Origin of the sequence: Nevskia sp., from assembly GCF_021732705.1 — a bacterium.
Classification (GTDB): domain Bacteria; phylum Pseudomonadota; class Gammaproteobacteria; order Nevskiales; family Nevskiaceae; genus Nevskia.
The window spans coordinates 195886-219486 of the sequence record NZ_JAKFUM010000007.1; the positions used below are offsets into that span (position 1 = coordinate 195886).

The window sequence follows — 23601 nt, forward strand, 5'->3', positions numbered from 1 at the left end:
GGCCTCAAGCGATGGTCGCGGCGCGCGCGGTTTCAAAGTCCACGAACGCATTGACGGCGTCGTTGAACAGTTCCGCGATCTCTGCGTCTTCGGCGAACGGGGTGTATGCCGCTTCCAGCTTTTCGGTCATCGCCGGGTCGGCGAAGTCCAGCGCGCCGGCCTTGGCGTCCATCAGGAATTGCTTGGCGGCGTCGCGCGCCGGGTTCGTTGGTTCCACGGACTTTTTCTCCGGCGGGGTGGGCTTATCGGGGGCGCGCTTGCCCTTGTTCTTGATCGCCCCGATCGTCATCGGCGTGAAGTGGAAGTCCAGTTCGACGCCGTGGTCGGTCAGTTCCTCGATGTTGATGTAGCCCAGCTCCGCGTTCTGCCGATCGCCGTTCAGAATCGTGTAGCCGAATGCCTGCATCTGACGCGCGGGGCGCTTGATGGTCGTGATCAGCGCCCCGGCCTTGCGAGCCTTTTCATACCGCGCGGCCTCGTCTTCGTCCGACCCGACATCCTTTTCGGTGATGTACCAGTCGCTGCCGCCCCGGAAGTAGTGCAGGCGCGCGACCGCTTCATCGCCCTGCCCATCCGTTTCCCCGGTCTTCGGCATGGCGTCGATCACGCCCAACAGTTCGGCTAGGGTCGTACGGAAGTAGCCGCCCTCTTCACCCTTCAAGCCGGATCGCACGGCCGACATCTGCGCCTTGCCCATGAATGGGGTCAGCGCGAGCATGAGGAATTCGGCGCTCGGTTCCTTTTTGGCCGGGGTCTTCGCGCCGAAGTCGGCGATCTGCTGCCGGACCTTGTTCATCGTCTCGCCGTCAGCCGTGATGGAGTTCAAGATGGCCAGGCCACGGCCTGCCGCCATTTCCTGCATGGTGCTGAACAGGTAATCGCCGACGAACTGATCGGTCGCGGCGATGTGGAATCGCACCGTCTTGTCCTTGATGCGCACGGTCAAGGGCATGCTGCCGCCGGTATTGGCGTAGGTCGCCGAAAGCGGGTAGTCAGCGCCCTTTTCGTCGCCTTGCGGGGCAGGCTCGTCCTTGCGCGCGAGGCTCATCAGCTTGGCGAGAACGTCGCTCCGTAGCTGCACGAAGTCGCCGATCGACGGGGGGTGACCGACGGTTACGCGCTCGATCCGGACACGGACGGCGTTCTCGAACTCCGCCGGCTCTTCATCGGCCATGCCGACGTACTGGTCGGCATACCCGCTCATCTGGTCGGCGATCTTGTTGGCGACGGCGGTGATGGCATCGCCGTCCAGCATCGGCGCAAGCTCGTACGACTTGGTTTCGGCGTCGGTCAGCTCGCGCTCGAAGATCGCGACGCCGTGCCGGGCCATATCGTGATGCGGCTGGCCTGCGGCCGGGCGCGGCTCCACCGTGAACATGCCCTTCGGCATGCTGCCGACCATCGGCGGGCGGTTCACCATTGCGTAGCGGAAGCCGCCGGCTGCCGGGGCGGGCGGCTGTTCGGCGGGCAGGACGCCACCCTGTTCCTTGATCGCGGCGATGCCGTGATCGTAAGTCCGGCCGACATTCGCGGAGCGCGCCACCTGAATCCGCGCCAGTCGGCCATTCCGGTCCAGGACGTACCGCGCGCCCTTCTTCTTCGCTTTCTGATTCGAGTGCATGGAAAAGTGCATCTCCGGCATGCCGCGCTCGATCACGAAGACGAACGCGCCTTCGGGGTGATTGACCAGCGCATCGTTCACGCCGTCGACGCCCACGATTGCGCCGGCAAAGCCGGGCTTTCCAGCGCCGAACTCGCGCGCCTCTGCCAGCATCTTGTCGACCTTCGCGGTCATCGCCTCTTGCTGCGCCTTCAGCTTGGCTTCGCGCTCCGCTTCTGCCGCAGCTCGTTCGGCGGCGTCGCGTGCCTCGTATTCCTCCGGCGATTCGGCGTGCTCTTCCACCAGGATGAACGCGCCCATCGGCGTGCGCGTCCAGACGTTCAGCTCTTCGCTTGCCAGCAGGTCCGCCGCTTCAAACGAGTTGGCTTCGAGCCACGGCGTAGCCTCGAAATAGGCCATGCCATCGCCGCGCACGGTGACGGTCACGATGACGTTCTCGCCCTTCATGACGGAGCCGACAAGGTAGCCGTCCGAACCCAGCTCGCTGAACAGGGCGTCCGGGAACAGCGATGCCGACGAGTCGTCCAGCGATGCGCCGTCCATCGTCGGCGCGTTCCGCGCGGTCGACCAGGCGACCTTGAATCCGCGCAACGCGGCCTGCTTTTCGATCTCCACGGCGGTCGTGTAGGCGGTGCCGCGCTGATCGGGAAGGCTGGCGCTGATCGCCAGCAGCGTGCGAGCCGGGGCCGTGATGTCGCCGAACTCGAAGAAACCTTCGGGGATCGGTACCGGGGTCGCTCTCGACCGCGCTTTGGGAATCAGCGCTGTCACACCATCGCTTGGGAAGTCCTCTTCTGCCAGCGAGCTGCCGAGTTTCGCCTCGACTGCGGCGCGCAGCTCAGGCGTCACGGTCATCCGTCCGCCACCATCACGCTCGAAGGTGAAGTCGCCGCCCGCGATCGGGCGGGTAACGCCAAGCGCACCCCAATCCATAGCGGACACGATGTCGGCGATGATCGCATCGCGGTCAGCTGCCGACTTGGCTGCTTCGTAGGTATTTGCCTTCAGCAGCGTGAATGACCGCTCCCCGTTCTCCCAGCCGATCAGCCAGAACTTGTTCGTGTCGCTGTAATCGACCGCGATGCCGGTCCAGTCATTCGGGAGGTTCTCGGTACCGGCTGCGTTCGACACGCTGCCGTCCTTCTGCAAGAACGGCAGGTCGCGCGAGGCGATTACTTCGGCCGGTTCCGTGACCGCCGGCACCGTCGCGCCACCCTTGATCGCCGCAATCTGCCGCTCAAGCCCCTCGAATTCCTCGGTCTTGACCTTGATCTGTTCCTTCAGGTCGGCGATCACCGCTTCCTTAGCGGCGGCTCCGGCCTGGGCGGTGGTGAACGCAGCGCTGTTCTTTTCGGCCAGCGCCATGACGCGCAGCGCGACGGTGTTCAGGTTCAGGTCGCGGCCGCGCTCCGGGGCGACGACGATCGTCACGTCCTTGCGGTTCAACAGCCACTTCCAGGACACCAGCACGTCTTCCGGCTTCAGGCGGCGCGGGGTGGCGTCCGGGTTGTTGAAAAAGATCGTCAGCGTCTGCCCGTCGCTCAGGCGGTACATCAGCGTGACGTTCAGCACGCCCTGCATGATTCGCGGCTTGCTGACGGTGAAGTCGACCGGCTTCACCGCACCGGCCTGCGCGTTCAGCGCACGTTGCAGCGCTTTCGCGGTCGACTCGATGCGGCGGCTTTCGATCGCGATGGCGTCCAAGGTGACGGAGTCAACATCGCCTGGCGCGAACTCCGCTGCGAGGTCAGCCTCGGTCAAGCTGTCGAACAGCAGACCCTCGTCTGCGTCGCTCGCGCGCAGTGCATACAGCACTTCGGCCATGCCCTTGCCGATCGGCTGCAGCCCGTCCCACATCACTTTGTCCATGCTGGTGCTCTCTGGTGAAAGATCGCCGCTGGTCAGCGGCTTGTTGGGATTGCCGGTGCGAAGCCACGCCCGAAGCTGCTTCGGGGTGACGCGCACGATGTCCCGCAAGCCCTGCCATCCGGGGCTGTAGCTCGCGAGGTAAGTGGAACGGGCATGGGCCTCGTCAACGCAGCCAAACATGACCTTGTGCTCGTCGAAGCGGCCGTTCAGCCACTGGTTCACGACGTAGATGTCGGGCAGCTCAGGCCACGGCCCGATGAAGCAGTCGATGCCGTCGCCGTCCGCGCCGGTCGTGCCGCTCAGGTAGCCGTAGTGGGCAGGCATCCGGGTTTCCCAGGCGACGCCGTTCGGATCGGTGCCGCGCCGGATGGAACCTGCCGGGTTCTCGATCGCGACGTGAAAGCCCTGCACCTTCGCGCGGCCGACCTTGTAGTTCCCGGCCTCGCACTGCGCCGGGGTCGGCGGCTTTGGGGACCGATCGCCGAACGCGCTGTCGTGCGCGGCTTCGTGAATCACGGCCCAAGGGGCGCAGGTTGTGCTGTCGGTCGAATTCGCGCCGGACTTGCCGGAATCCGTCAGCTTGACTACGATCAGCGCATTCCCGCTATCGCTTCGGGCGTTGAGATTCTCGGCCTTCAGCAGTGCGTCGGCATGAATCGTAGCGGGATACTTCCTTGCGGAATGCAACGCCAACTGGCGATTGCCAGTGCGAATCTCTTCCAGAACGAGCACTGACCCGTCGGCCTGAGTCTTCAGGCTGACCAACAAATCCTTCCCCTCTCGCGTCTTCGGCCCCCACGCGACGTAGTCAGGCGCGGCCGTCACTTCGGGGAACTTCATCCAGTCGTCTTCGGTGATCGGAAGCTGCCCGCGCGCGCGCTCGGCAGAGGGGTTGCTGTGCGCCTTGTGCATGTGCTGCAAGGCATAGACATCAACCGCATGGACGTAGCCGGATAGGTCCAAGCCGAAGCCTTTGGCCGCGCCGACAACCGCATCCGAGACGCCCATAAGCGGCTTAGCTGACCCTGAAAAGTCTTTCCGACGCCATTGGCCGACGACGCTGCTGAACGTCTCCTTTGCCGCCGCTAGGGCGCTCGCGAATCGACCGAGTTCGTCGCGGGGCTGCTCGACCGCGTCGAACGTGACGACGAGCTGTCGGCCTCCGGCGAGTGCAGACCATTGCCCGTCGCTCAGGCTGTCGAAAGCGACCCCTTCCGCCCCCTCGCCCGCGTCCGTGCCGCTGTAGGCGGTCAACCGGCCTTCCGGGATGTCGCGCAGCACCGCATACAGGGCCGCGCCGCTGTTCTGTTCAGCCGATGGCGGGATGCGCACCGCGATGTCGTAGCGCCCCGCCTCGCAGCCGACCACGAAGCCCAGGCAGTGGAAGTGCTCGAAGCCTTCCGGCTGCCCCTCGAAGTCGCACATCAGCAGCGTGACCGGATCGCCATGCGCGAAAGCGCCGTACTGGCGCTGCCCGGCGTCGGGTGCGCTCAGGCCGATTGCTTCGGACTCGCTCAGGAATCGGCCGCGTAGCCAGGACATGACGGGCAGGGGTTTGGGTGTGAAGCATTGTCCGGCCCCGGCCCGCCCCTTCCGGCCGTGTTTTTCCGGTCCGGACGGAAACAGTTGACTTATGAAATTTGGGTGCTATCTTGTCTGTACATTAACTCGCAGGACAGGACGCAAACCGATGAACACTTTTCTTTTCAGCGACACCACCGAAGCCTATGACTCCACCCAATGCGATGACCGCATCAAGGACGGCGACGTGCTGGTCATTGCCGACGAGGGCGTTGTGGGCATCTGCCACACATGGCCGATCGCCGTCACCGCTGAGTCGGGTTCGCTCCATCAGATCGCCTTCATCACGGGCATCGAAATGGCGCGCGTGCTGGGCCTGTCGTACGAACAGATGCTGACCAGCCTGCGCGCCGCCGTCGCCACGGCCGAGCATCAGGGCTGGGACATCGCTCCGCAGATCGCCGCTGTCCTTGCTGCCGCCTGAACACGGAACCAACCATGACCCCCCTCGAATCCACCCCCGCCATCACCGGCCGCACGGTCCGCAGCCTCATGCGGAAGCACCGCAAGACGATCCGTGGCATCGCCACGGAGTTCGGCCTGACGATGAAGCGGGTGCGGGAAGTCCGTACGCGCGGGGTCGCCGCCGGCTTGATCGCCGGGGAGTGGACTTTCATCTTGACCGGCGTTTGGCCGGACCACGTTGCTTAACCACCAGCCCGGCGAGCGCCGGGCGACTTACTGGAGCCTCACATGACCCTCAGTTTTGCTTGCACCAAGGATGAATCCGCCCTGATCGCGAAGGCCGTCGACCGCGCGATGAAGCTGGCCGATGAAATGGGCTTGGACTATCCGCGTATGGACTGCCACATGGACCTGACCGCGTGCCACGCCAATGGCAACCCGCTGGATTTCGCCCGGCTGGTAGACGCCGACGACTTCAATTTCAGCCATGACGTGCTTGGCATCCGCCGGCACATCGACCGGAACACCGGGAAGCTCTTGGACTGCTTTTCCCCCCGCTTCTCGCAACGCTGACCCGGCTTGCCGATGCGCCTGCACTGCGGGCGCATCCACAAGCCACACCCTTGAGCCTGATCGGAGCCGAACATGCAGACCCCCGACACCCAACCCGGTGCCTACTTCGTGACCGCCCGGTCGGACGACGGCGCAACCTTCTGGCCGATGCTGGGGCCGTTCGTGAATGACCATGCCGCAGCACTGGCGATGGTCGACAAGGCCCGCGACAAGGCCACCGAGATCGACCCGCGCGCATGGTGGATGGCATGGGGAACGACCCGACTCGACGCTGATCACCCGGCCGCTGCCAAGCCGGGCCGACTGAACCCGCTGTTTCCCTGAACGAGAGCGCCCATGTCCGCCTACGCCGAAATCTTCCGCAAGCTGCAACCGAAGTGCGACCCGCGCCATGTCGAAGCCTATGTCCGGCTCGAATACGCGACGCTGGGGAGCCTGCCGATCGAAACCCTGCGGCGCGAGGCGAAGATCGCCGCCGATTGCATCAATGCCGTGCCGCTGGCCGAGTCCGAATCGCTGGCCGTCTCGTTCGGGCTGTGATCATGACGAAGACCTATACCCTGTCCGGCGTCGGCGCTCCGATCGCCGACGTGACCGAAGCCGAGGCGACCCGGTTCGTCGCCAAGGCGACCGGCAAGCCCGTCGATTCGACCGAGGTCCGCGCGTTCATGCGCGTCGCTGCGAACGACGGCATCGCCCTGACCGTCGCCTATCCCCACATCGGCGAACAGCGGATGATGCTGCGCGCCAACGGAAACTGACATGCCAACCAAAGCAAACGCCGCCCTTGAGCGCAAAGTGAAAGCCCTCTGCGCCAAGTTCTACGACGACCTTCAGGCCGTGTTCGACGATCCGGCGATGGACGACGCCACCTATTCGGCGGCGATCTGCACTGCCGCCGTCAGCGCGCAGGGCTACGCCGATGATGCGCGCAATGCCGAGTTGGATTCATGACCGCCCGCCTCGACCATCTCCGCGCGACCTACCGCGCGCTGTATCTTGAAATCGCCGCCGCCCCGGACGATGCCGCCCTCCGCGCCATAGCGGAACGCGAGATCGGCAACGATTCGCTTTGCGAGGATGGCCACGGCCGCGACAACCTGATCGACTACGTCAGCGAGCTTTGCCACGAAGCTGGCATCCATGTTGACGATGTCATGCCCGAGGAACATGAGGACCGCCATGCACGATGAAGCGACCCAAGCGATTGACCAGCGCACGCGCGAGTCCGACGCGCTGATCTTGCTGCGCGCCGGGTACCGGGCGGCGCTGCTCTGATGGCCAAGATACCCACGCCGAGCGCTGATGATCTGCACATTGCAGCGCAGTGGCTAGACATCTATGAGGGTGCCGAGGACGCCGCCGCCTGCCACCGCGTTGCCGCATGGCTTTTGCAGAAGTCTGACGATGCTGAATTGCGCGCGGCCTGCCGGGACTCAGGGGTTTCGGTAGCAAAGGCAAGACAGGCGATGCAGGCGAGGAAAAAGGCATGAGCGCCTTCCCGCCATCGCCCGCCCCGGCCGAAGTCGCCGCCGCCCGAGCCAAGTCTGGCCTGACGCAGACGGAAGCCGCAGCGCTGGTCTATTCGACCTTCCGGACCTGGCAGAACTGGGAAAGCGGCGCGCGGAACATGCCGCCGGCACTGTGGGAGCTGTGGCAGTACAAGGCGCTGCGCGTGCCTATCCCTGCGGGGCTCGCCCAAGGCCCTCGGTGACGGAGTTCGCGAGGAATGCGAGGTCGTCACGCGCCTGCAGCACGAACCGGCGCGTGTACGGCGCGATGTTGACGTTCCCCTCGATGCCGGCGATCTCGTAGGGCAGGTGCACGTCCTGACCGATCAGGACGTAGATCACGTCATTCCTGCGGGGTACGAAGTAGCCCGGTGAGTCGATCGCCGCGACGGCCTCGACCAGCGCCTCGACTTCCGGTACCGGAACCAGCCCGTCCGCGCGCTCAGCCTGCGCACTGCCGGGGAACGTGCCGGTGAACAGGATGCGGCCTTCGCCGAGATCGTCCCAGTCGAAGTCGCTTTCATCTTCCGACGAAAGCACGCCCAAGCCCCCAAGCGTCGCGAGGCTCCCGAGCTGGCCTGGCGGATCATCCGATCGCCGCGTGACCTTTCTGAAGATCACGCACGGGATAGCCTGCGGGTGCCGCAGCGTGACCGCGCGGGCGGCTGTATTGATCTGCCGCGGTACGTTCGGAAGCATCTCGGTCTACCCCTTCAATTGCGCCACGATCGCGGCATGTTGCTTCGCGCTGATGACCTTGAGTGCCAGCAGCGCATCGACGTGCATCTTCGCCTTTGCGCTGCCTCGCGGCACTTTCGCAGCCACCGCTTGAATGCTCGCCTGAGCCTTCCGGATTGCGGCCGGCGACGGCTTCGGAAGCGCCCGCGCCTTGATCGCCGCCGGCCGCAGCTGCTCTTGCGCGATGGCCTCGATGTCTTTCCCGCGCAGCTTCGTGACCTTCGCACGCCCGACGCGCTCGCGGTCCTTCGTGATGGCACGCGCGAGGAAGGCCTTGAACGCGGGCTGCTGAATGACCGCCATGGTCCGCAGCACATGCTTGCAGGCCACCCCGGTCAGTCCGGGATTTCTGATTTTCGGGAACCCGGTTTCATCACGGCCGGCATTGAACCGGCCGATCGTCGAGATGTACCGAAACCAGAAGCGATGCCGGCCGCAGTCGCAGTCGAACTTCAGGTAGGACTTGACGAGGTAGTCGGCCATCTTCGCCGCGGCGCGCGGGCTGGCCAGCACCGCCGAATAATTGATGAAGTCGATCGCGACGTAGTGACGGCGCACGTTCGATTGAGGGCTCGCGTTCGTTGCGAACTGGAACATCCCCGCCGCGTGCGACAGCGGCACAGAAAACTTGATCTCGCGCTGGGCGCGCTTGCGGTCTTCGGCGCGGCTATGGTCGATGACGGTCTGCGCAGTGATCCCCGCCCGATAGCGCCGGCCGGCTGCCTTCGCGTTGCGCTGGAACTCGCGCAGGTCCTGATCAGTGATCGGCCGCAGCGTCCCGCCCAACGTGGTGTACAGCAGCCGCTTGGCGTTGTACTTGCCGAGGACATCGTCCGGCGAAAGGATTTGCTTGCGATCGGACTTCCGCGCAGCAACGTCGGCCGCTTGGCGCTCGTCGCGCTCCCCTGCCGCCCCCCGAATCAGCGAGGCGGTGCGCTTCTTCAGCGCTTCAGCTACCGATTTCGCGATTGGCATAGCCTGCTCGACGTTTCATTTCGCGGAGCTGATCCGGTCCGGGAAGAGTCAGCAACTGCTCCAACAGTTCGTTCTCCGTCGACTCAAGGCCCGCAGCCGCCTGGATGACCAGCGACTCGTCGGGATTGCCGTAGACGCGCCGGCTGACCAAGGTGAGGTCGTAGCGCTCATCAGGAAGCGTCTGGTACCGGATCGCCTGCGCCCACACCGGGACGCGGATCGAGAAGTCGCGCACGGACTGATACAAGCGGGCGGCTTTCACGGGCTACTGATAGTTGAAGTACGTGTGATAAACCGGGACGGAGATCGCCATGCTGTTGCCAGCAGAGTCGCTGATGGTGATCTGGTATGTGCCCTCGCGCGTCAGGTTGCCGTTCCCGCTGGACGAGAAGCGGATCAAGGTCGGCGATGTCTGCGAAACCGTGATCAGGTCTGCGCCGCCGCGATCTTCCAGCAGCGTCACCGTGGTGGTGTACGGGGCGGTACCGTTGACCACGTTCAAGGTCACGCTCGAAACGATCGAGCCAGGCCCGGTCGAAGTATCGCGATTGACGCTGACCGGATTCGGCGACGCGGTCGCGCTGAACGAGCCTGACGAACTGGTAGTCACCGTGAAGGTTGCCGAAACGCCGCCGATGGTGACGGTTGCGGAGGTCGAGACGAGCCCGCCGGATGCCGACTGCACCTGTGCGCGCACGAAGTCCCCCGCCACGACCGTGCCGACCGACGACGTGAACGGCCCGCCGTTCACACTGTAGCTGCCGCCGCTGACGCTGATCGGCGTCGCCGCATTGATGCCGCTGATGTTCTGCGATGCCGATGTGATCGCCGCGTTGCGGCTGACGCCCGATTGCGACGAAAAGCTGAAAGCATTCGGCACCGTGTCGACGCCAGGGGCGGACTGCGTCGCGATCTGCCATGTCGTCGAGTAGCCGTTGACGGTGACGCTGACCGATGTCGTCGTCGAATAGGTGCCGGAAGCTGTCGCCACGAGGGCCAGCGTGTCGCCATTTGCGATCGACCCGCTGACCGCGGTCGGCGCTCCACCGTTGACGCTGTAGCTGCCGCCAATGATCGAAATTGCACCAGGCGCAGCAAGGCCCGAGATGACCACCGTGTTCGACGTGACCGTCGCTCCGAGCGCTTGGTTGTAGGCCGGGCTGAACGAGAAAGCGGCCGGCGGCACAACCGCGCCGCCGCCACCGCCGCCGCCGCCACCGCCGACGTTGCTGACCGACGTGCACCGCCACTTGCGGACGACTTCGTACGGCTGCAGGTTGTTATGCGCCGCCCCGCCGCCGACGGACGAACTGCGCGATATGGTCGCTCCGTCGTTCGCGCGCGCCTCGTAGCTGTACGCGCCGCCGGTATCGACTCGCTGCACCATGGTGTTCGCCGCCGAGACGGCGATGCTGCTGTCGGTGCCGGCGTTCAGCGTGAAGTGCGTGTGCGCCGGGGTTTCTTCCGCCGTCAGCGTATGCGTTTCCTCGCCGCCCTGCTGTCCGATCGTCGCGAAAGCGACGTTTGCCGGGTCTTGCCCGACGAAAACTCGCCCGACTCCGACCATCACCCAGGTTCCGAACCCCAAGATTTCGGCGGGGCTCCGCGTGTCGTCGTATGTCGTGTACACGCCGCCGCCGCTGTATTCCTTCTTCAGCGTGTAGATCGCGATGGCTTCAAGGTCAGTCGAGCGAAGGTACTGCTGGTGCGGATGATCTGCGGCCGTGTGCAGCCGATCGGCCATCACGGCGAACGCTCGATCGCCGTGCGGGTCGTCAGCCTGCTCGTGATTGCCGATCAGCAGCAGGATGGCCTGTGCATTCTGATCGACGAGGACGGTCACGCTTCCTGACGGCAAGGCCGACAGTCCCAGGGTGTAGCTCGTGGTCACCAGAAACTGATCGGAGACGTAGACCACCGGCTGCAGCGCCGGGTCGGCGGAGCTGTAGACCGCCAACAAGGTGCCGCCGCTGTCCGGATGTCCGAGGTAGAAGCCCACTTCTCCGCATGCGAACGACTGGCCGGGGTTCGCTTGGAAGGCTGCGTGCAGCCGCAGTTGGGTCGGCGCGATCTCGCCGCCGCCCGCGATCGGCGAGACGATCCGGCGATCCTGCAGCGCGGTTTCCGTACCGACCGGGTTGTACTGCCCGGTCCCGAGGGCGATGTGCGTGACCTGCACGCTGACTTGAAGCCCGGCTGCCGATACCGCAGCGTTCAGGCCCGCCTGCGTGATCTTGGGGGCGAACGGCAGGGATTGAGGCATTGGTAGAGGAACCGGGGCGGACGATGGGCCATTGTCGGCACTCCAATCGAACGCACTGCGGTTGTTTTCCTCGTCAGATCGACAGCATGCCGCCCCTCAGCAGCGTCTGCAGGTCGTCGCCGAATGCCTGCGCTTGCGTGATCTTGATCGACAAATCGGCCTGCCAGCACGCCGCGATGGCGGCAATCTGCGCCGAGGTCGCGCTCTCATTGATCTCGTACTTCCGGCCGCGCTCTTCGATCTTGAGCACCTGAATTGCGTTCAGCGGGTTCGCACGCTGGGCCTGATCGCTGAACATCAGCCGGTTGGTCGTGTATCGCTTGTGCCAGGCAGAAACCGCCTCTTGCATGCTCAGGTCCGAGAACTGCGAGTCCCACGCATCGACATCGACGTTCGCGACTACCAGGCTGTCCTTGAACCGCGCGCGGTTGAACTCGCCGACCTTGCCGACCGTAATCACGTCCGTGGACTGGTCATGAATCGCATACAGCGTGACCATCCCGCCCGCGTACCCGCCTATGGTGACCTGCAGTTTCATGGGAAGGGAACGGCCGATTTCGTTTCTGCGACGGTACCGTCGGGCTGCTCGGTCAGCAGGATGTGCACCGGCACCCCGGTCTCGTTCTGCGTGATCATCCGCAGCGTTCGGAAGCCAGGCAGATCGTCCGGCGTGAAGCCATCTGACGGTACGCCTTGGCCATCGTTCGCCGCGGCGAAGCCGGGCGACTGCAGCAGGGGCACCGTCGCCCGAAGCGTCACGTCCGCGACGAGAATGACGAGGTTCTTCTGATCGCTCGGAACGCTTTGGAACAGGATGTCGGGCGTTTCGATCATGCACGGGTAGTCGAAGCGGATGCCGCTGAACTGATACGGGCAGTCGAAGCGCCGATTGGCAAAATCCGCGACCCACATCTGGTACTGAATCCCGAGGCTTCGCGCGGTCGGATCGTCCGACGCGAAGATCACGATCTGCGCCCGCACGTCGAGCTGGGCTTGCCGCATTCGGAACACGCGGGCTTTCGGGTCTTCCGGCAGGGTCACATCCGTCGGCATGCCGCCCTGCAGCTGCCAGTCCGGCGAAAGCGACGGCTCGCGGCTTATTGCGACCAGGATCACCGGTAGCGTCGCTGACGTGCCAGGCAGGCCGCTGTTGTCGTTTGATCGCCACTGGGAAAGCATGTCGTCAGCGCTGTCCAAGACGCGCGCTGGCGTCCACGCAATCGCTCTGGCGACATCGCGTCGGCAGAACTCTTCGAGCGCGCGAGTCGTCGGCACGAGCTGGGCATGAAAACGGCCGAGATAGCGGCCGAAGCCGACCTTGGTCTCGTCGAACATCAGCCGAAGGTTCCGCGCACGAGAGCCATGTACTCCGTCTGTTGCGCCATCGGCGCAGGCTGAGCGCTGCGGCGCGCTTGCGTTCCGCTTCCGGCCTGCTCGACGAGCCGATCGGCGTCATCGAACTTCGTCTTCCGCGACCGCATGCTGTCCAGCGTCGACTTCCGGCCGGCGGCTGCGTCGATGGCCTCTTTCAGCCGATCGTTCAGGCGGGCGATCTCCGCCTGCATCGCCTCGCGGGCGCTGTCGAATGTCGCGATCACGCCCGCCACGCTTTTCACCGAACCGAGGTACTCATTCACTTCGTCGAACGTGACCGGATCATCCTCCGCCGCGTTGTCGAGCGTGTACGGACGATTCGCAGTGAAGTTGGGTTCGAGGACGTAGTCGAAGCCGTACACCATGGGCTTGTCGTGATTGATCGCGGACGAGAATCCGCCGGCCTTGTTTGCGAACAGTCCGGACGCGGCGCGGCCGGGCGCGTTGTCGAAGAACTCCGCCTGATGGTGCACCGTGCCGTCGGTATCGGCGCGCATCATCGTCGTGACGTGGGCGGGCTCGATGATCACGACCTTCCCGTCGATCACGCCGCCTTCGGCAAGGTCCATTCCGAGCCGCTGGCGCGGCCAGTGGCCGTAGTAGCCGAGCATGTCGCGGTTCCGGATGCGTTCCTGCGTCGAGGGGCTATTGATGGCGTCGACCAAGCGCGGGATGTTCCAGTTCCGCTTTTTGCCGGTGTGCCGCCGACCGATGTCGGCAAGGCTGAAGGAGATGACTGGCGTTTGCTGCGGCATGGGGCTGTCTACGGTCTAGGACAAGGTCAATAGTGCGACGCGCGCCGGTCAGCGAGCGTGCCGTTTTCCGGGTACGCCGCCCGGTGCCAGACGGCCGTAGTTCGCGTGCGCGTTGTCTCGGTGCAGTCGCCAGCGGTAGCCCACGCGCGGGATTTCGATGAATGCGCGGTCCGATCGCCGAGCTGCTGCGACGATCATCTGCTCGATGCCGTGCGCGGCCGCGCTGGCTTCGGCCCTGATTTGCGCGATCAGGTCGCGCCGGACGACGACGAGATGATGCGCGCGCTGAGGCAGCGGCTGGCCCGAGTTCGACGCCATCAATGTCTTGCCGGTTTCGCTGATGTGCGCCTCCCAGGTGAACGCGCCGACGGCATCCGGTCTTGATGCGAGGACGCCGACCAGCGTCTCGAAAATGCCAGGAATGATCTCATCGTCCGGGTCGACCCAGGAAACCCAATCGCAGATGCCGTGCTCGAACGCGGCGAGCCGCGCGGCGTTGGTCTGATCTCGGATGGCCTGCTCGACGTGCAGCGGGACGCCTTCAGCCAGCATCTGCCGGTGCATCTTGCGCCGCCACTCCGCGCGCTCCGTGAGGCCGATCAGCATGTGCACGTCGATCATCAGGCGAGCCCCGTGATCGCGCCGCCGGACGCGGTAAAGACCACTGTCCGCGTGCCCGATCCGCTGTAGATCACCGAGTCTACCGACGGTGCGCCAGACTGGATTCGGACGCTACCGGTGTTCGTCGGGAACGTGACCGACAACTGCCTGCAGTTCGTGTCCGTCGGCAGATTCAGGTGGGAGATGTTCACCGTGATCATGACGCCCGACAGCGGCGATTCCGTCACCGAATACGCCAGGGTGCCCGCCGACCAATCAATCGTCGCGCTCACGACCGGGTAAAAGCTGCTGCCCGTGACGACGGCTGGCAGCGCTTCCGGGGTCAATCCGCCGGCGGCGATGGCATCGCACGAGCTGGGCGCTGGGGACGGTGGTGGCGGCAAGGTCGCTTCTCCCGCAAGGAACAACATGACCACGGCAGTGCCGCCATTTGATAGCGCCAGGCCATTGTCGTCGGCGTTGGCCAGCGATCGAGCGATGCTGATCACCAGAATGAAGCGTGCCGCAACGACCGACCGCAGTGCGGGCAGCACGCGCAGCAATCCCGCACCTTGTTCGCCGGGCTCGTCGATCTCGACGCCGATACGGCTGGTCAGGATGAAGCGCTCATGCGGGTCGGTGTCGGGGATCAATTCCCGCTGTAGCAGGCCGGTCGGGTATGGCAGCGACTTGCGCTGCCAGAGTTGGTCGGCGCGGTTGCCTTCTGGCCACAGCAGCTGCAGATAGGTTCGGAGAAAGTGCAGGCCGCGCTTCGGGTTCCGCGCGCGCCATGCCCGATACAGGTATCGCATGGCGTACTCGTCAGCCTTGCGATACAGCGCCAGACCTTCCTGAGTCACGACGCGCTCGATCAGCGAAAACGATCCGAGATGCGCCATGCCGAAGACATTGATGTCGCGCTCAGGGACGCGCAGCGTGTCGTCGAACAGGTCGATGAAGATTTGCTTCAGGTCGGCCTCTACGGCGTCGGCGTCGTAGCTCGCTCGAAGCGGATACAGGTCAGGCGGGTCGACCGACATCAGAGCCCCCAGCCCTCGCTTTGCTGCGTACGCGGGGTCACCGTCACCGATAGGCTCGCGGCCGTGACCGCGCGGCGCTGTTCGGGCAGCACAGGCCCGGCAGGCGGAGTGATCACCACGCGAAGATCGGCTTCGGAGTCGGCGACGGCCGGCACGTCGCGCCGAACGCGGTCATACAGGCGCTTGTACTGGGGCTCGACCGAACCGCGGCGCGCGGCCGGCGTGTCGATGCCGTATTCGTTCAGCGCCGCGCCGCGGATTTGATTCGCAACGGCAACTGGGTCGTGCACCAGGGACACGAATGCTTCGATCTGCACCGCGATCGGCACATCGACCGGTGGAACAAACCGAATGCTGTAGCCGTCGTCGGCGTCTCGAATCACAGCGGCGATTCGCGCTTGCACAGTCGCGCGGTCATCGCCCTGCGCTTCGATGAAGCTGACGAACAGGCGATTGATGTTGTCCACGCTTGGCCCGCGGGCGATCTCTTCCCGCTGCTCATTCCAGACGCTCAGGAAGCGAAGGCCAGGGACGTTGCGACGCACGAGGAAGTCGAATTCGCCTCGGAAAACGGCGCTCGAATCGTAGATCGACGGGTACTTGCTGATCTCGCGGATAGTCGGGATGTCCATCGGGGCCGCGCCGCTTTCAAGCAACGCATCCATCTCCACGGTGATCAGCGAGTCCTGCGGCGTGAAGGTGTACTGCAGAGCGAATGGGCTGCCAATGCCCGGCCGAACATCGCCGTTGCACTCCCCGATCTCAATGATGAACTGATCGCCGACCGCCGGCTGATACCCAACGATGCCGTCATATCCGAAGCGCACCGAAAGGCGGCGCAGCTCGTCCGACTCGACGTGATAGATGAAGTCGCCGATGCCGACGTTGCAGAATTCAGGGGTGTAGATGAACACCTGGCCGTCGGATCGTCTGACCGATATCCCGCAAATCAGCCGATCGTCAGCCGGTGCGGCAATTTCGATTGCGAGGAACGGCACCGACTGGGCGACCGTGTACGTCTGCGTGCGGGTGCTGCGCTGCTGAAGCACCGCGACCCCAGTCCCGCCGACCGCCACCGTGACCGGCGTCAGCGCGAAATAGAGGTTGCCGGCGGAATCCAGCATTGCCCGGCCGGCCTGCAGCGTGAACGGGGCTGCAGAGTTGTTCCGGATCAGCACTCGGACCGTCGCCGGGACCGCCATCGGCAGGATGCCCTTGAGCGCGGCGTCGGCGAGGATGGTCGCGTCGCGCACCTTCTCGAAAGGCTCCGCGCTGCTCACTTCGATCTGCTGCGACAGCGCTGCGCACATCGACGCGATGGCCCCAAGCGACGCCAATAGGCGCTGGTCCCCGGCCTGGTACCGCAGCGCGGCGTCTGGATATTCGCTGATCGAGTTTCGGATCAGGTCCAGATATTCGCTTCTCGTCCTCGCGGTCATTCGGGGGCCGTGTTCGCCCGCACCAGCTTCTGCAGGTCTTCGTAGTCGATCCGGTTCAGCGTTGCGGCGCGGGCGTCGGCGGCGAGATCGTCAACGAATCGATCGTGGGCGTCGGCCGCGGCGGCTGCTTCATCAGCGGGTGTTCCAGAATTTCCCGCGGGCACTGGTAGACCACCGTCGGCGCTGGCCTGCTGGCGCACGCTGGCAGTAGGACCACAAGCGCGACGACGAATATCGTCGGCGATCGTGGTCGGCGGAACGTCAACGGCTGCTCGTCGCGCGGCATTTTCATAGGTCAGGGCGATGTCTTTGCGGGCTTGATTGATCACGATGGCGGCAGCGGCGGTGATTTCGCTCGCTTTCGCGCGCACCGCGCGGGATTCCTCGGCCACTCCGCGCTGATAGCTCCCCAGTGCGTATGCCCCGCCCAAGGCAGCCGCAGCGGCCAACAGCAGCACCGCCGGCACGAGGATGGCGGCAGCAGCGGTGCCGAATCGTTTGGCGAGGAACGTAGAAAGGATGGTGATCACGGCGCGGCGCGAGGTCGGGATGACAGGCGAAGCATAGGTCGCGCCCATGACGCGACCGGCCGGGGTTGTCCTGCGCTACTCATCAGCCCGCGGCGGGACTCGAACGGCGCGAGCGACGACGATCAGCAGCGTCAGGAGGCCGACCGCCATCCGATAGCGTTCGGACTCAAGGACCACCGTCAGCCATGGCAGCCCGTCAATCGCATGGAGCTGCGGGAGTACGGCCAAGGCCTGTTCTGCGATCGGCGGGAGCAGCGCCAAGAACCCCGCGACGAGCGCCAGGAGCGCGGATGACTTCCGATGCACGACTCGCCAGTCCTCGATGAGTTCGAGCCGAATGGCAGGCGAGCGGACGGCGACGAGGACGGCGGCGACGATGCAAACGAAAGCGAGGACGATGAAGGCCACGGGTAGCTCCGGTGATTATCCGAGGGTGCCGGTGAAGAAAGGCCGGACTTCGGTGATGGTTGCTGCGAAGCACGAAATGGACTGCGCCGCGTTGCCTTGCGACGAGCGGATGCGCAGCGACAGTTGCGTGATGGCGCTCGAATCGACCAGCCCTGAACCGATGCCCGGCGGCAGCCCGGAAATCGAAAGGTTGGCCCCTGCGGCCAAGTTCGCGACGCGGGTGTTGACGTCGTAGCTGCGGACGTGCACGAGGCCACGGAAGTGCCAGCCGCGACCAGGCGCGGCCTGCGCCGACCCTCCGGCCTGCACTGAGGCGGTGGCGAGCACAGTCCCCGCCTGATTGATGATGTCGACCGTGATGGCGTTCGTCGCGTTGGCCTGCTGCTGCACCCCGAAGGCCTCGATCGCGAAAGACTCTCCGGCGGTTGGATAGGTCGACGGGACTTCCAAGGTGACGAGCGCTGTGCTCCCGGTGTTTCCGGCCGGCGAGTAGACGGGGTCGTTCGCCGACATCCGAAGCGGGCTCGCTGCGGCCAAGGCAGTGTTGGCGGATGTGGCAGCACTGGCGGCAGAAGCGGCCGAAGCGACAGCCTGCGCGGCAGCGGTTGCGGCGCTTTGCCTGGCCGATTCGGCAGACAGGGCCGAGCTTGCCGCCGACAGTGCCGACGACGTAGCCGACTGGGCCGACGATTGCGCGCTCGCTGCACTCGAACTGGCCGATTGCGCCGACGATTGCGCGCTCGACGCGCTTGAACTGGCGGACTGGGCCGACGACACGGCCGATCCTGCCGACCCCGAAGCGCTTGTCGCGCTTGATGCGGCCGAAGTCGCGGAAGCTGCAGCGGCAGTTTGCGCATTCCCGGCAGCGGTAGAGGCCTGGCTGGCCGACGTTGCCGAACTGGCCGCTGACTGCGCAGACGACACAGCCGATCCGGCGCTGGACGACGCCGATGATGCGCTTGCAGCGGCCGATGTTGCCGACGACGCGGCGGCGGTTTGGGACGCCCCTGCGGCGGTCGCGGCAGCCGCCGCAGAATTCGCAGCAGTGACTGCAGATGCAGCGCTTGATGTCGCGGACGACGCGCTGGACGCGGCCGATGTTGCCGACGACGCGGCACTGCCGGCGCTGGACGCAGCCGCAGTCTGTGAAGCCCCGGCAGCCGTGGCGGCGTTCGCGGCCGACGTGGCGGCGCTCGTAGCTGACCCCGCCGACGACGCCGCGCTGTTTGCTGATGAGGTTGCCGAGTTTGCCGATGACAGCGCCGATGCCGCCGACGCCGACGCCGCATTGCGATCCGTCAGCGTGCCGTCTTTCGCTGCTACCGCGAGCGCACGCGCTGATTCAGCCGAGGCCGCAGCGGTTGCGACCTGCCCGGCCTGCACCTGGGTCTGTTGCTGCGCGACCTGCGTCTGTTCGAGTGCGATCGCGGCCGAAGCGGCGGCGGCGACGGTGTTGACGCGGGCCGTCTCGGCGAGGCCGGCGGCAGTCTGCGCCTGGGTCGCGGCGGTCTGCGCAAGCGCGACCTGCGCGACGGTCTGCGCGGCGGCAACGTCGACCTGAGTCTTCGCCGTGTTGACGCTCGCGAGTGCGGCAGTAGCGTTCTGCCGCGCGGTCTCGGAAAGGGTCGCTGACGCGGCCGACTGTTGCGCCGACACAGCAGCCTGCTGTACCGCCGTGGCGGTCTGGTCACGCGAGGTTTGAGCACTCGCGGCGGCAGTGGCGGCTGACGCGGCGGCGGCGGCGGTGTTCACGCGGGCCGTCTCTGCCAGCGCCGCCGACCCGGCGGCAGCGTCGCGCGCGACCTGCGCTTGCTGCGACTGCACCCCGGCTTGGGTCGCCGCCGTCTCTGCGGCAGTCCGCGCGGTCGTTGCGGCAGTGCGTTCCAGTGCGGCGTTGACGCTCGCGACTTCGGCCTGTTCTGCGGCCGTCGTCGCGAGCCCGGCTTGCAGCCCGGCCTGCTCTCGCTGAACTTCCGCCTGCTCTGCCGCCGTTGCAACCAGCGCCTGAACCTGCTGGATGGCGGTGAGCGCATCCGCCGCCGACTGCGCGGCAAGCGCCGTCTGTTGGCGTGCGATCTCGACTTGAGCGGCGGCGGCAACGGTAGCGGCCCGCTGGACATCGGCTTGCGATGCCGCGATTACGGCTTGCTCTTGTGCGATTTCGCCCTGCTCGACCGCAATCGCGGCTTGCTCGTACGCGATCACTGCCTGGTCGCGCGCGGTCTGCGACTGCTGAAGCGCGATCTGGACCTGAACGATCGCTTCGCTGATCTCGGCGCTGATGGCCCCGGTCCCGCCGGCCAGCAGCTGATTGATCGCCGCCTGGCTATCCGCGATCAGCTTGGCGATCGACGGCAGCGCAACGACTCCGTTGCTGATGACGGTGTTCGGCCCACCACGGAAAACGGAATCAAGCGCCGTCGCCGATTCGAGGATCAGGGCAATAGCGTTTTCGAGCTGCTCTTGACTGGCGCTCATGATTCGACTCGCGGGTATTCGACGTAGAGCGCTTGATCAATCTGCCCCCGCAGCCTCAGCAGCTCGGCGAACTGGCCGGCATCTATGCTCAGGGTCAGGGTGGTCGTCGGCTGCACGCCAAGGAACGCGCCGACCGGGTTGAACAGGGTCAGCGTCAGGGTTTGGCCAGTCAGCAGCAGGTCGTCGTCAACGAGGGGGACGGCGATCAGCTTGGGAGTGGAATCACCGTCAAGCCATGTCAGGGTGCCGGTGACGCTGATGTAGTCGCGGCCGACGACGGCAGTCCCGCCGGATGTCGCGTAATCGACCGTGGCGATGCCGCGGCTGCCCCCAGTTCGCATGACCGAAACCTGGGCCTGCCCGTCATCCTCGTTGAACGAGAACGCGCCCGACGCGAAGCTGATGAACCCGCTGCGACGCGATCGGCCAAGGGACGTGACGATTGATTGGGGCGGCGCGGTCGCACGCGGCTGCGCCTCGATGGCGAATTGCGACCCGATCCCGATGACGATGTTTCGGCGGTCCGGCCCTTCGTCGGTGAACCCGATCTGAACGTCGGCCGCACTGATCGCCGACAGCACGGGCACGTCGTTGCGGAGCTTGCGGATGAACGATTCCGCGATACCGGATCGTTGGGGGGCCTGCAGCATGGCCCGGATGTCCGACCCATACAGGGAGCCGAAATAGCCGTTCGGCGGGCATCCCAGCCAGTGGGACACCATGCTTTGCACTTCCGATGCGGTGATTCGACTCATGCAGCCATTGTCGAATCGGGGCCGGCTCAGGCCGGGGGCGGTTTTCCGCCCGGCGTCAGACCCTAGCCGGGCTGGTCGGCCTCATGCGGCACCAGCTCACCGCGCAAGATCACGACTTCAGCGGCGCGTCGATACCGACGCGGACTTGCCCGTTCTTCAGGTCGGTGATGGTCACGACCACGTCAGGGCCGATATGGATGGTTTCGCCTACGCGGCGAGTGAGGATCAGCATGGCGAACGCTCCGTGTTGCCGGGAAGAGCTTGAGCCTAAGCCACTTCGGACGGCCATTCAAAAGCATCATCCGAATCTGCAATCCGGAATCCGCATGAAGGGCAATCCTGATGGCTCTCGTCGAAACGGGAGCCATCGGACTTTTCGTCCGTCATGGTAGAAAAAATCATTGCCTCTTGGCACTCAGGACATTTCATTTCTACTGCTGGGAATAGGCGGCGATCAAGAAAGCTGCGGCGGATGCAACGGCGAACACCGCTGAAATCGCGAGCAAGAACAGCGCCTCGCCTCGGTCCCCGCTTCGTTTCGGGCGCGGCATGCGTGCAAGTTCTTCGTGAATCGACGTCCAAAGTTCTAGGGAAGCGGGAGTCGCATCATTCCGGGAGGCTACCGCAGGCGTCGCCGCTACCGCTGCCGGGGACGAAGATGATTGCGCCATGTCGCCCATGCTCAATCTCCGAAGTAGAAGACAGCAGCGAGGGTAACGAAAGCCAGCACAGCGAAGGCCAGCGCGCACTTCAAGAGCAGCCTATCAAACTCCCGGAGAATATCCGCTCGGGCGGTATCGTGCGCCCTCTGCATTCTGTCCTTAGCACGCTGCAAGGCCGCTTCATTAGACTCGATGTACGCTGCCTCCCAGGCTGAATTACTCGCCGAATTAGCTGTGTCCGCATACGCTCTTGCGGAAGCCGTCGACGACGCTGCCGACCCATAACCGGTCAGACGTGGCGTGCTGTCCGTCGGCGAGGATGAAACGGTCTGGTCATTCATGTTTGATCTCGACAATCAGGGCGGCTTGGTCGGAGTCTAGCGTTCGCCCGACATGCGGTTCCAGCACCTTCGACAGCGACTCGACGGCCGCGCGGACGTAGCCAGGCACCGATTCGATTCGCCGATGCGCGTCGACAAGCCGCGCACGGCCGGCGTCCGACACTTCATCAGGGCCGATCTTGTCGAGAATGTTCCCGACGATCGCCTTGTGCTCTTCCGGCGACGGGCCGATCTCGCACCGCACCCATCCCAGCAGGCGGCGCAGATGGTTCAGTTCGGCTTGCGTGAGGCGCGGGGTCATGAGGTCTGCCGGTTCCGCGGGAACGGCGGCGACGGCGTAGGCGCGGCCGGGGTTTGATCGGCCTTGCGAAGCCGCCGACTCACTCTATCGACAAGCGCGCCACGGGCGCTATCCATCGGCCGGTTGCAGTGCGGGCAGCTCGCCAGCAATTCCGGCGTTTGATCTTCGACGAACGCGATCCATCCGTGATGCAGGTTGTTTACTTGTCGCGCCTTCGCGCGCCAGACCCATCCGATGAACTCGAAGCCGTCAGGCGTGCAGTGCGCGAGGCGTATCGGACGCCACCAGGGGACATAGGCGACGCGGTAGCGAAGGCCGCTCATGCCGGCAAATCTCGGAGCGCGAACACGATGCCACGGCAGTACGGCGAGCCGTCTTCGACGATCTCGAACGTGGCGTGCGGGATGTCCGTCTCGAACGTCCACGAATGGCCCCCGTCGTCGTGCCATACCGCCCTGATCTTCGTCGCGGCCTTCTTCGCACGCTTGAAGTGCGGGCAGTCGTCGTTGTCGCAGTCGTTCTCGACCAGCCCGGCGCTCGTCAGGCATGCCTCAGTGCCATCGTACGCACCGATCTCGTCATGGATCGCGCCTCGGAACTCCATCAGGTCATCCGATGCGCCGAACACGACGACAAGCCCGTCACGCTTGGCGCTGTTGGCTTCGGCCAAAGAAATTTCCTTGAGGTATTCGCGGCCGTTCAGTTCGGTGGCGAGGGTCAGCACCAGCTTGTTTGTCGTGAGGGTCATCATTGGTCACTCGGTTGTGGAGTCTTGCTTGCAGCCGCCTTGATCGCGGCCAGGATGTCGCGGAGTTCTTGCAGCGCCGCCTCCGCCGCTTTCTTCGTGTTGAAGAACACTGCGCCGCTGATCGTCGTCACCCCTAAATCGGGGTGCTCGAAGCGCTGCGGCGGGCCGACGACGCGGCACTGTCGGGCCTCATTCCAGATGACCCAGCGGCTGTCATGCTTTTTGACGGTCAGGGAGTCAGTCATGAGCTTTCTCAATTCGGGACCACTGCGAACTGACGCGGTCGACGCATTGCCACGCGATACCGGGTTCACGCATCGCAAGCTCGACTTCTTCCTTGTTGCCCGTCTCGCACCCGTAGGTCCGCAGATGCGACAACGTCAGCCCCAGCAGCTTCGCCGCGACGACTTGTGACGTTGCGGCGACGATGCCGCGATGCCTGCCGTCCAGGTTGCAGCCGTAGACCTTCAGCGGGCGATTAGCCACGGGCCACCTCCGGCTCCGCCGGGGTACTCGAATTGCAAAATCCGCAGTAGAACGGCGTCCCGTGTTTGCACACGCGGCCGGCGTCGACTTCTTTTTGCGCGACGCACAGGCTGCGGTAGTGAGTGTTGCCGTGTTTGCACTTCGGGGC

Annotated in this window: 33 protein-coding genes and 1 pseudogene; 12 read left to right on the plus strand and 22 right to left on the minus strand. The window is 65.0% G+C overall.

Annotated elements, in window-relative coordinates:
• Positions 1-4: 4 nt before the first annotated feature.
• Positions 5-5032, minus strand: coding sequence for a hypothetical protein (locus QZ951_RS07960; RefSeq protein WP_293000007.1), 5028 nt, complete (start codon positions 5030-5032; stop codon positions 5-7).
• Positions 5033-5180: 148 nt separating this feature from the next.
• On the opposite strand from QZ951_RS07960, the gene QZ951_RS07965 reads away from it, so the two are divergent.
• The 10 genes from QZ951_RS07965 to QZ951_RS08010 all read left to right on the plus strand — a co-directional run bounded on the left by QZ951_RS07965 (position 5181) and on the right by QZ951_RS08010 (position 7763).
• The gene (locus QZ951_RS07965) at positions 5181-5495 is read left to right on the plus strand and encodes a hypothetical protein (protein WP_293000008.1); all 315 of its coding nucleotides are present in this window, start codon (positions 5181-5183) and stop codon (positions 5493-5495) included.
• A gap of 14 nt (positions 5496-5509) precedes the next feature.
• Positions 5510-5722, plus strand: coding sequence for a hypothetical protein (locus QZ951_RS07970; protein ID WP_293000009.1), 213 nt, complete (start codon positions 5510-5512; stop codon positions 5720-5722).
• A 42-nt stretch (positions 5723-5764) separates the two neighbouring features.
• Complete coding sequence (locus tag QZ951_RS07975) at positions 5765-6049, plus strand: hypothetical protein (RefSeq protein ID WP_293000010.1); 285 nt, start codon at positions 5765-5767, stop codon at positions 6047-6049.
• Between the two features lie 72 nt (positions 6050-6121).
• Positions 6122-6373, plus strand: a complete 252-nt coding sequence (locus tag QZ951_RS07980; protein WP_293000011.1) for a hypothetical protein — start codon at positions 6122-6124, stop codon at positions 6371-6373.
• Between the two features lie 12 nt (positions 6374-6385).
• On the plus strand, positions 6386-6589 hold the full coding sequence (locus QZ951_RS07985; protein WP_293000012.1) for a hypothetical protein: 204 nt from the start codon (positions 6386-6388) through the stop codon (positions 6587-6589).
• A gap of 2 nt (positions 6590-6591) precedes the next feature.
• On the plus strand, positions 6592-6810 hold the full coding sequence (locus QZ951_RS07990) for a hypothetical protein (protein ID WP_293000013.1): 219 nt from the start codon (positions 6592-6594) through the stop codon (positions 6808-6810).
• Between the two features lie 37 nt (positions 6811-6847).
• Complete coding sequence (locus tag QZ951_RS07995) at positions 6848-7003, plus strand: hypothetical protein (RefSeq protein ID WP_293000014.1); 156 nt, start codon at positions 6848-6850, stop codon at positions 7001-7003.
• Positions 7000-7242: a hypothetical protein gene (locus tag QZ951_RS08000; RefSeq protein ID WP_293000015.1), complete on the plus strand. Its 243-nt coding sequence runs from the start codon at positions 7000-7002 to the stop codon at positions 7240-7242. The genes QZ951_RS07995 and QZ951_RS08000 overlap by 4 nt, the downstream gene beginning before the upstream one ends.
• An 84-nt stretch (positions 7243-7326) precedes the next feature.
• Positions 7327-7542, plus strand: coding sequence for a hypothetical protein (locus QZ951_RS08005; protein WP_293000016.1), 216 nt, complete (start codon positions 7327-7329; stop codon positions 7540-7542).
• Complete coding sequence (locus QZ951_RS08010) at positions 7539-7763, plus strand: hypothetical protein (protein ID WP_293000017.1); 225 nt, start codon at positions 7539-7541, stop codon at positions 7761-7763. Before QZ951_RS08005 ends, QZ951_RS08010 begins: the two co-directional genes overlap by 4 nt.
• Here the strand turns inward: QZ951_RS08010 and QZ951_RS08015 are convergent.
• The 13 genes from QZ951_RS08015 to QZ951_RS08075 all read right to left on the minus strand — a co-directional run bounded on the left by QZ951_RS08015 (position 7729) and on the right by QZ951_RS08075 (position 18195).
• On the minus strand, positions 7729-8259 hold the full coding sequence (locus tag QZ951_RS08015) for a hypothetical protein (RefSeq protein ID WP_293000018.1): 531 nt from the start codon (positions 8257-8259) through the stop codon (positions 7729-7731). The genes QZ951_RS08010 and QZ951_RS08015 overlap by 35 nt on opposite strands.
• Positions 8260-8265: 6 nt before the next feature.
• Positions 8266-9273 (minus strand): hypothetical protein, encoded by a 1008-nt coding sequence (locus QZ951_RS08020; protein ID WP_293000019.1) that lies wholly within the window; start codon positions 9271-9273, stop codon positions 8266-8268.
• A complete protein-coding gene (locus tag QZ951_RS08025; protein WP_293000020.1) occupies positions 9248-9535 on the minus strand; it encodes a hypothetical protein in 288 nt (95 codons plus the stop codon). Before QZ951_RS08025 ends, QZ951_RS08020 begins: the two co-directional genes overlap by 26 nt.
• A gap of 3 nt (positions 9536-9538) precedes the next feature.
• Complete coding sequence (locus QZ951_RS08030) at positions 9539-11536, minus strand: hypothetical protein (protein ID WP_293000021.1); 1998 nt, start codon at positions 11534-11536, stop codon at positions 9539-9541.
• Between the two features lie 73 nt (positions 11537-11609).
• Complete coding sequence (locus QZ951_RS08035; RefSeq protein ID WP_293000022.1) at positions 11610-12074, minus strand: hypothetical protein; 465 nt, start codon at positions 12072-12074, stop codon at positions 11610-11612.
• On the minus strand, positions 12071-12871 hold the full coding sequence (locus tag QZ951_RS08040; protein WP_293000023.1) for a hypothetical protein: 801 nt from the start codon (positions 12869-12871) through the stop codon (positions 12071-12073). The genes QZ951_RS08035 and QZ951_RS08040 overlap by 4 nt, the downstream gene beginning before the upstream one ends.
• Positions 12871-13665, minus strand: a complete 795-nt coding sequence (locus QZ951_RS08045) for a hypothetical protein (protein WP_293000024.1) — start codon at positions 13663-13665, stop codon at positions 12871-12873. Before QZ951_RS08045 ends, QZ951_RS08040 begins: the two co-directional genes overlap by 1 nt.
• 48 nt (positions 13666-13713) lie before the next feature.
• Complete coding sequence (locus QZ951_RS08050; RefSeq protein WP_293000025.1) at positions 13714-14286, minus strand: hypothetical protein; 573 nt, start codon at positions 14284-14286, stop codon at positions 13714-13716.
• On the minus strand, positions 14286-15305 hold the full coding sequence (locus QZ951_RS08055; RefSeq protein ID WP_293000026.1) for a hypothetical protein: 1020 nt from the start codon (positions 15303-15305) through the stop codon (positions 14286-14288). Before QZ951_RS08055 ends, QZ951_RS08050 begins: the two co-directional genes overlap by 1 nt.
• Positions 15305-16744 (minus strand): hypothetical protein, encoded by a 1440-nt coding sequence (locus QZ951_RS08060; protein ID WP_293000027.1) that lies wholly within the window; start codon positions 16742-16744, stop codon positions 15305-15307. The genes QZ951_RS08055 and QZ951_RS08060 overlap by 1 nt, the downstream gene beginning before the upstream one ends.
• Entirely contained in the window at positions 16741-17322 is a 582-nt protein-coding gene (locus QZ951_RS08065) for a hypothetical protein (RefSeq protein WP_293000028.1), read from the minus strand. Before QZ951_RS08065 ends, QZ951_RS08060 begins: the two co-directional genes overlap by 4 nt.
• 27 nt (positions 17323-17349) lie before the next feature.
• Positions 17350-17682, minus strand: coding sequence for a hypothetical protein (locus QZ951_RS08070; protein ID WP_293000029.1), 333 nt, complete (start codon positions 17680-17682; stop codon positions 17350-17352).
• Between the two features lie 15 nt (positions 17683-17697).
• The gene (locus QZ951_RS08075; protein ID WP_293000030.1) at positions 17698-18195 is read right to left on the minus strand and encodes a hypothetical protein; all 498 of its coding nucleotides are present in this window, start codon (positions 18193-18195) and stop codon (positions 17698-17700) included.
• Between the two features lie 31 nt (positions 18196-18226).
• Between QZ951_RS08075 and QZ951_RS08080 the strand changes: the two genes are divergently transcribed.
• Together QZ951_RS08080 and QZ951_RS08085 are read left to right on the plus strand one after the other, a co-directional pair.
• Complete coding sequence (locus QZ951_RS08080) at positions 18227-19243, plus strand: hypothetical protein (RefSeq protein ID WP_293000031.1); 1017 nt, start codon at positions 18227-18229, stop codon at positions 19241-19243.
• Positions 19244-19626: 383 nt separating this feature from the next.
• On the plus strand, positions 19627-20187 hold the full coding sequence (locus QZ951_RS08085; protein ID WP_293000032.1) for a hypothetical protein: 561 nt from the start codon (positions 19627-19629) through the stop codon (positions 20185-20187).
• On the opposite strand, the gene QZ951_RS08090 is transcribed toward QZ951_RS08085, so the two are convergent.
• The 8 genes and pseudogenes from QZ951_RS08090 to QZ951_RS08125 all read right to left on the minus strand — a co-directional run bounded on the left by QZ951_RS08090 (position 20157) and on the right by QZ951_RS08125 (position 23453).
• A complete protein-coding gene (locus QZ951_RS08090) occupies positions 20157-20915 on the minus strand; it encodes a Calx-beta domain-containing protein (protein ID WP_293000033.1) in 759 nt (252 codons plus the stop codon). The two genes, QZ951_RS08085 and QZ951_RS08090, sit on opposite strands and share 31 nt — an antisense overlap.
• Positions 20916-20977: 62 nt before the next feature.
• Positions 20978-21147: pseudogene (locus QZ951_RS08095) on the minus strand (carbon storage regulator).
• A gap of 450 nt (positions 21148-21597) precedes the next feature.
• Positions 21598-21918, minus strand: a complete 321-nt coding sequence (locus QZ951_RS08100; protein ID WP_293000034.1) for a hypothetical protein — start codon at positions 21916-21918, stop codon at positions 21598-21600.
• A complete protein-coding gene (locus QZ951_RS08105; protein WP_293000035.1) occupies positions 21911-22219 on the minus strand; it encodes a hypothetical protein in 309 nt (102 codons plus the stop codon). Before QZ951_RS08105 ends, QZ951_RS08100 begins: the two co-directional genes overlap by 8 nt.
• A complete protein-coding gene (locus QZ951_RS08110) occupies positions 22216-22542 on the minus strand; it encodes a hypothetical protein (protein ID WP_293000036.1) in 327 nt (108 codons plus the stop codon). Before QZ951_RS08110 ends, QZ951_RS08105 begins: the two co-directional genes overlap by 4 nt.
• Positions 22539-22970, minus strand: coding sequence for a hypothetical protein (locus tag QZ951_RS08115; RefSeq protein ID WP_293000037.1), 432 nt, complete (start codon positions 22968-22970; stop codon positions 22539-22541). The genes QZ951_RS08110 and QZ951_RS08115 overlap by 4 nt, the downstream gene beginning before the upstream one ends.
• A complete protein-coding gene (locus tag QZ951_RS08120; protein ID WP_293000038.1) occupies positions 22967-23212 on the minus strand; it encodes a hypothetical protein in 246 nt (81 codons plus the stop codon). Before QZ951_RS08120 ends, QZ951_RS08115 begins: the two co-directional genes overlap by 4 nt.
• Positions 23205-23453 (minus strand): hypothetical protein, encoded by a 249-nt coding sequence (locus QZ951_RS08125; protein WP_293000039.1) that lies wholly within the window; start codon positions 23451-23453, stop codon positions 23205-23207. Before QZ951_RS08125 ends, QZ951_RS08120 begins: the two co-directional genes overlap by 8 nt.
• Between the last annotated feature and the right edge of the window lie 148 nt (positions 23454-23601).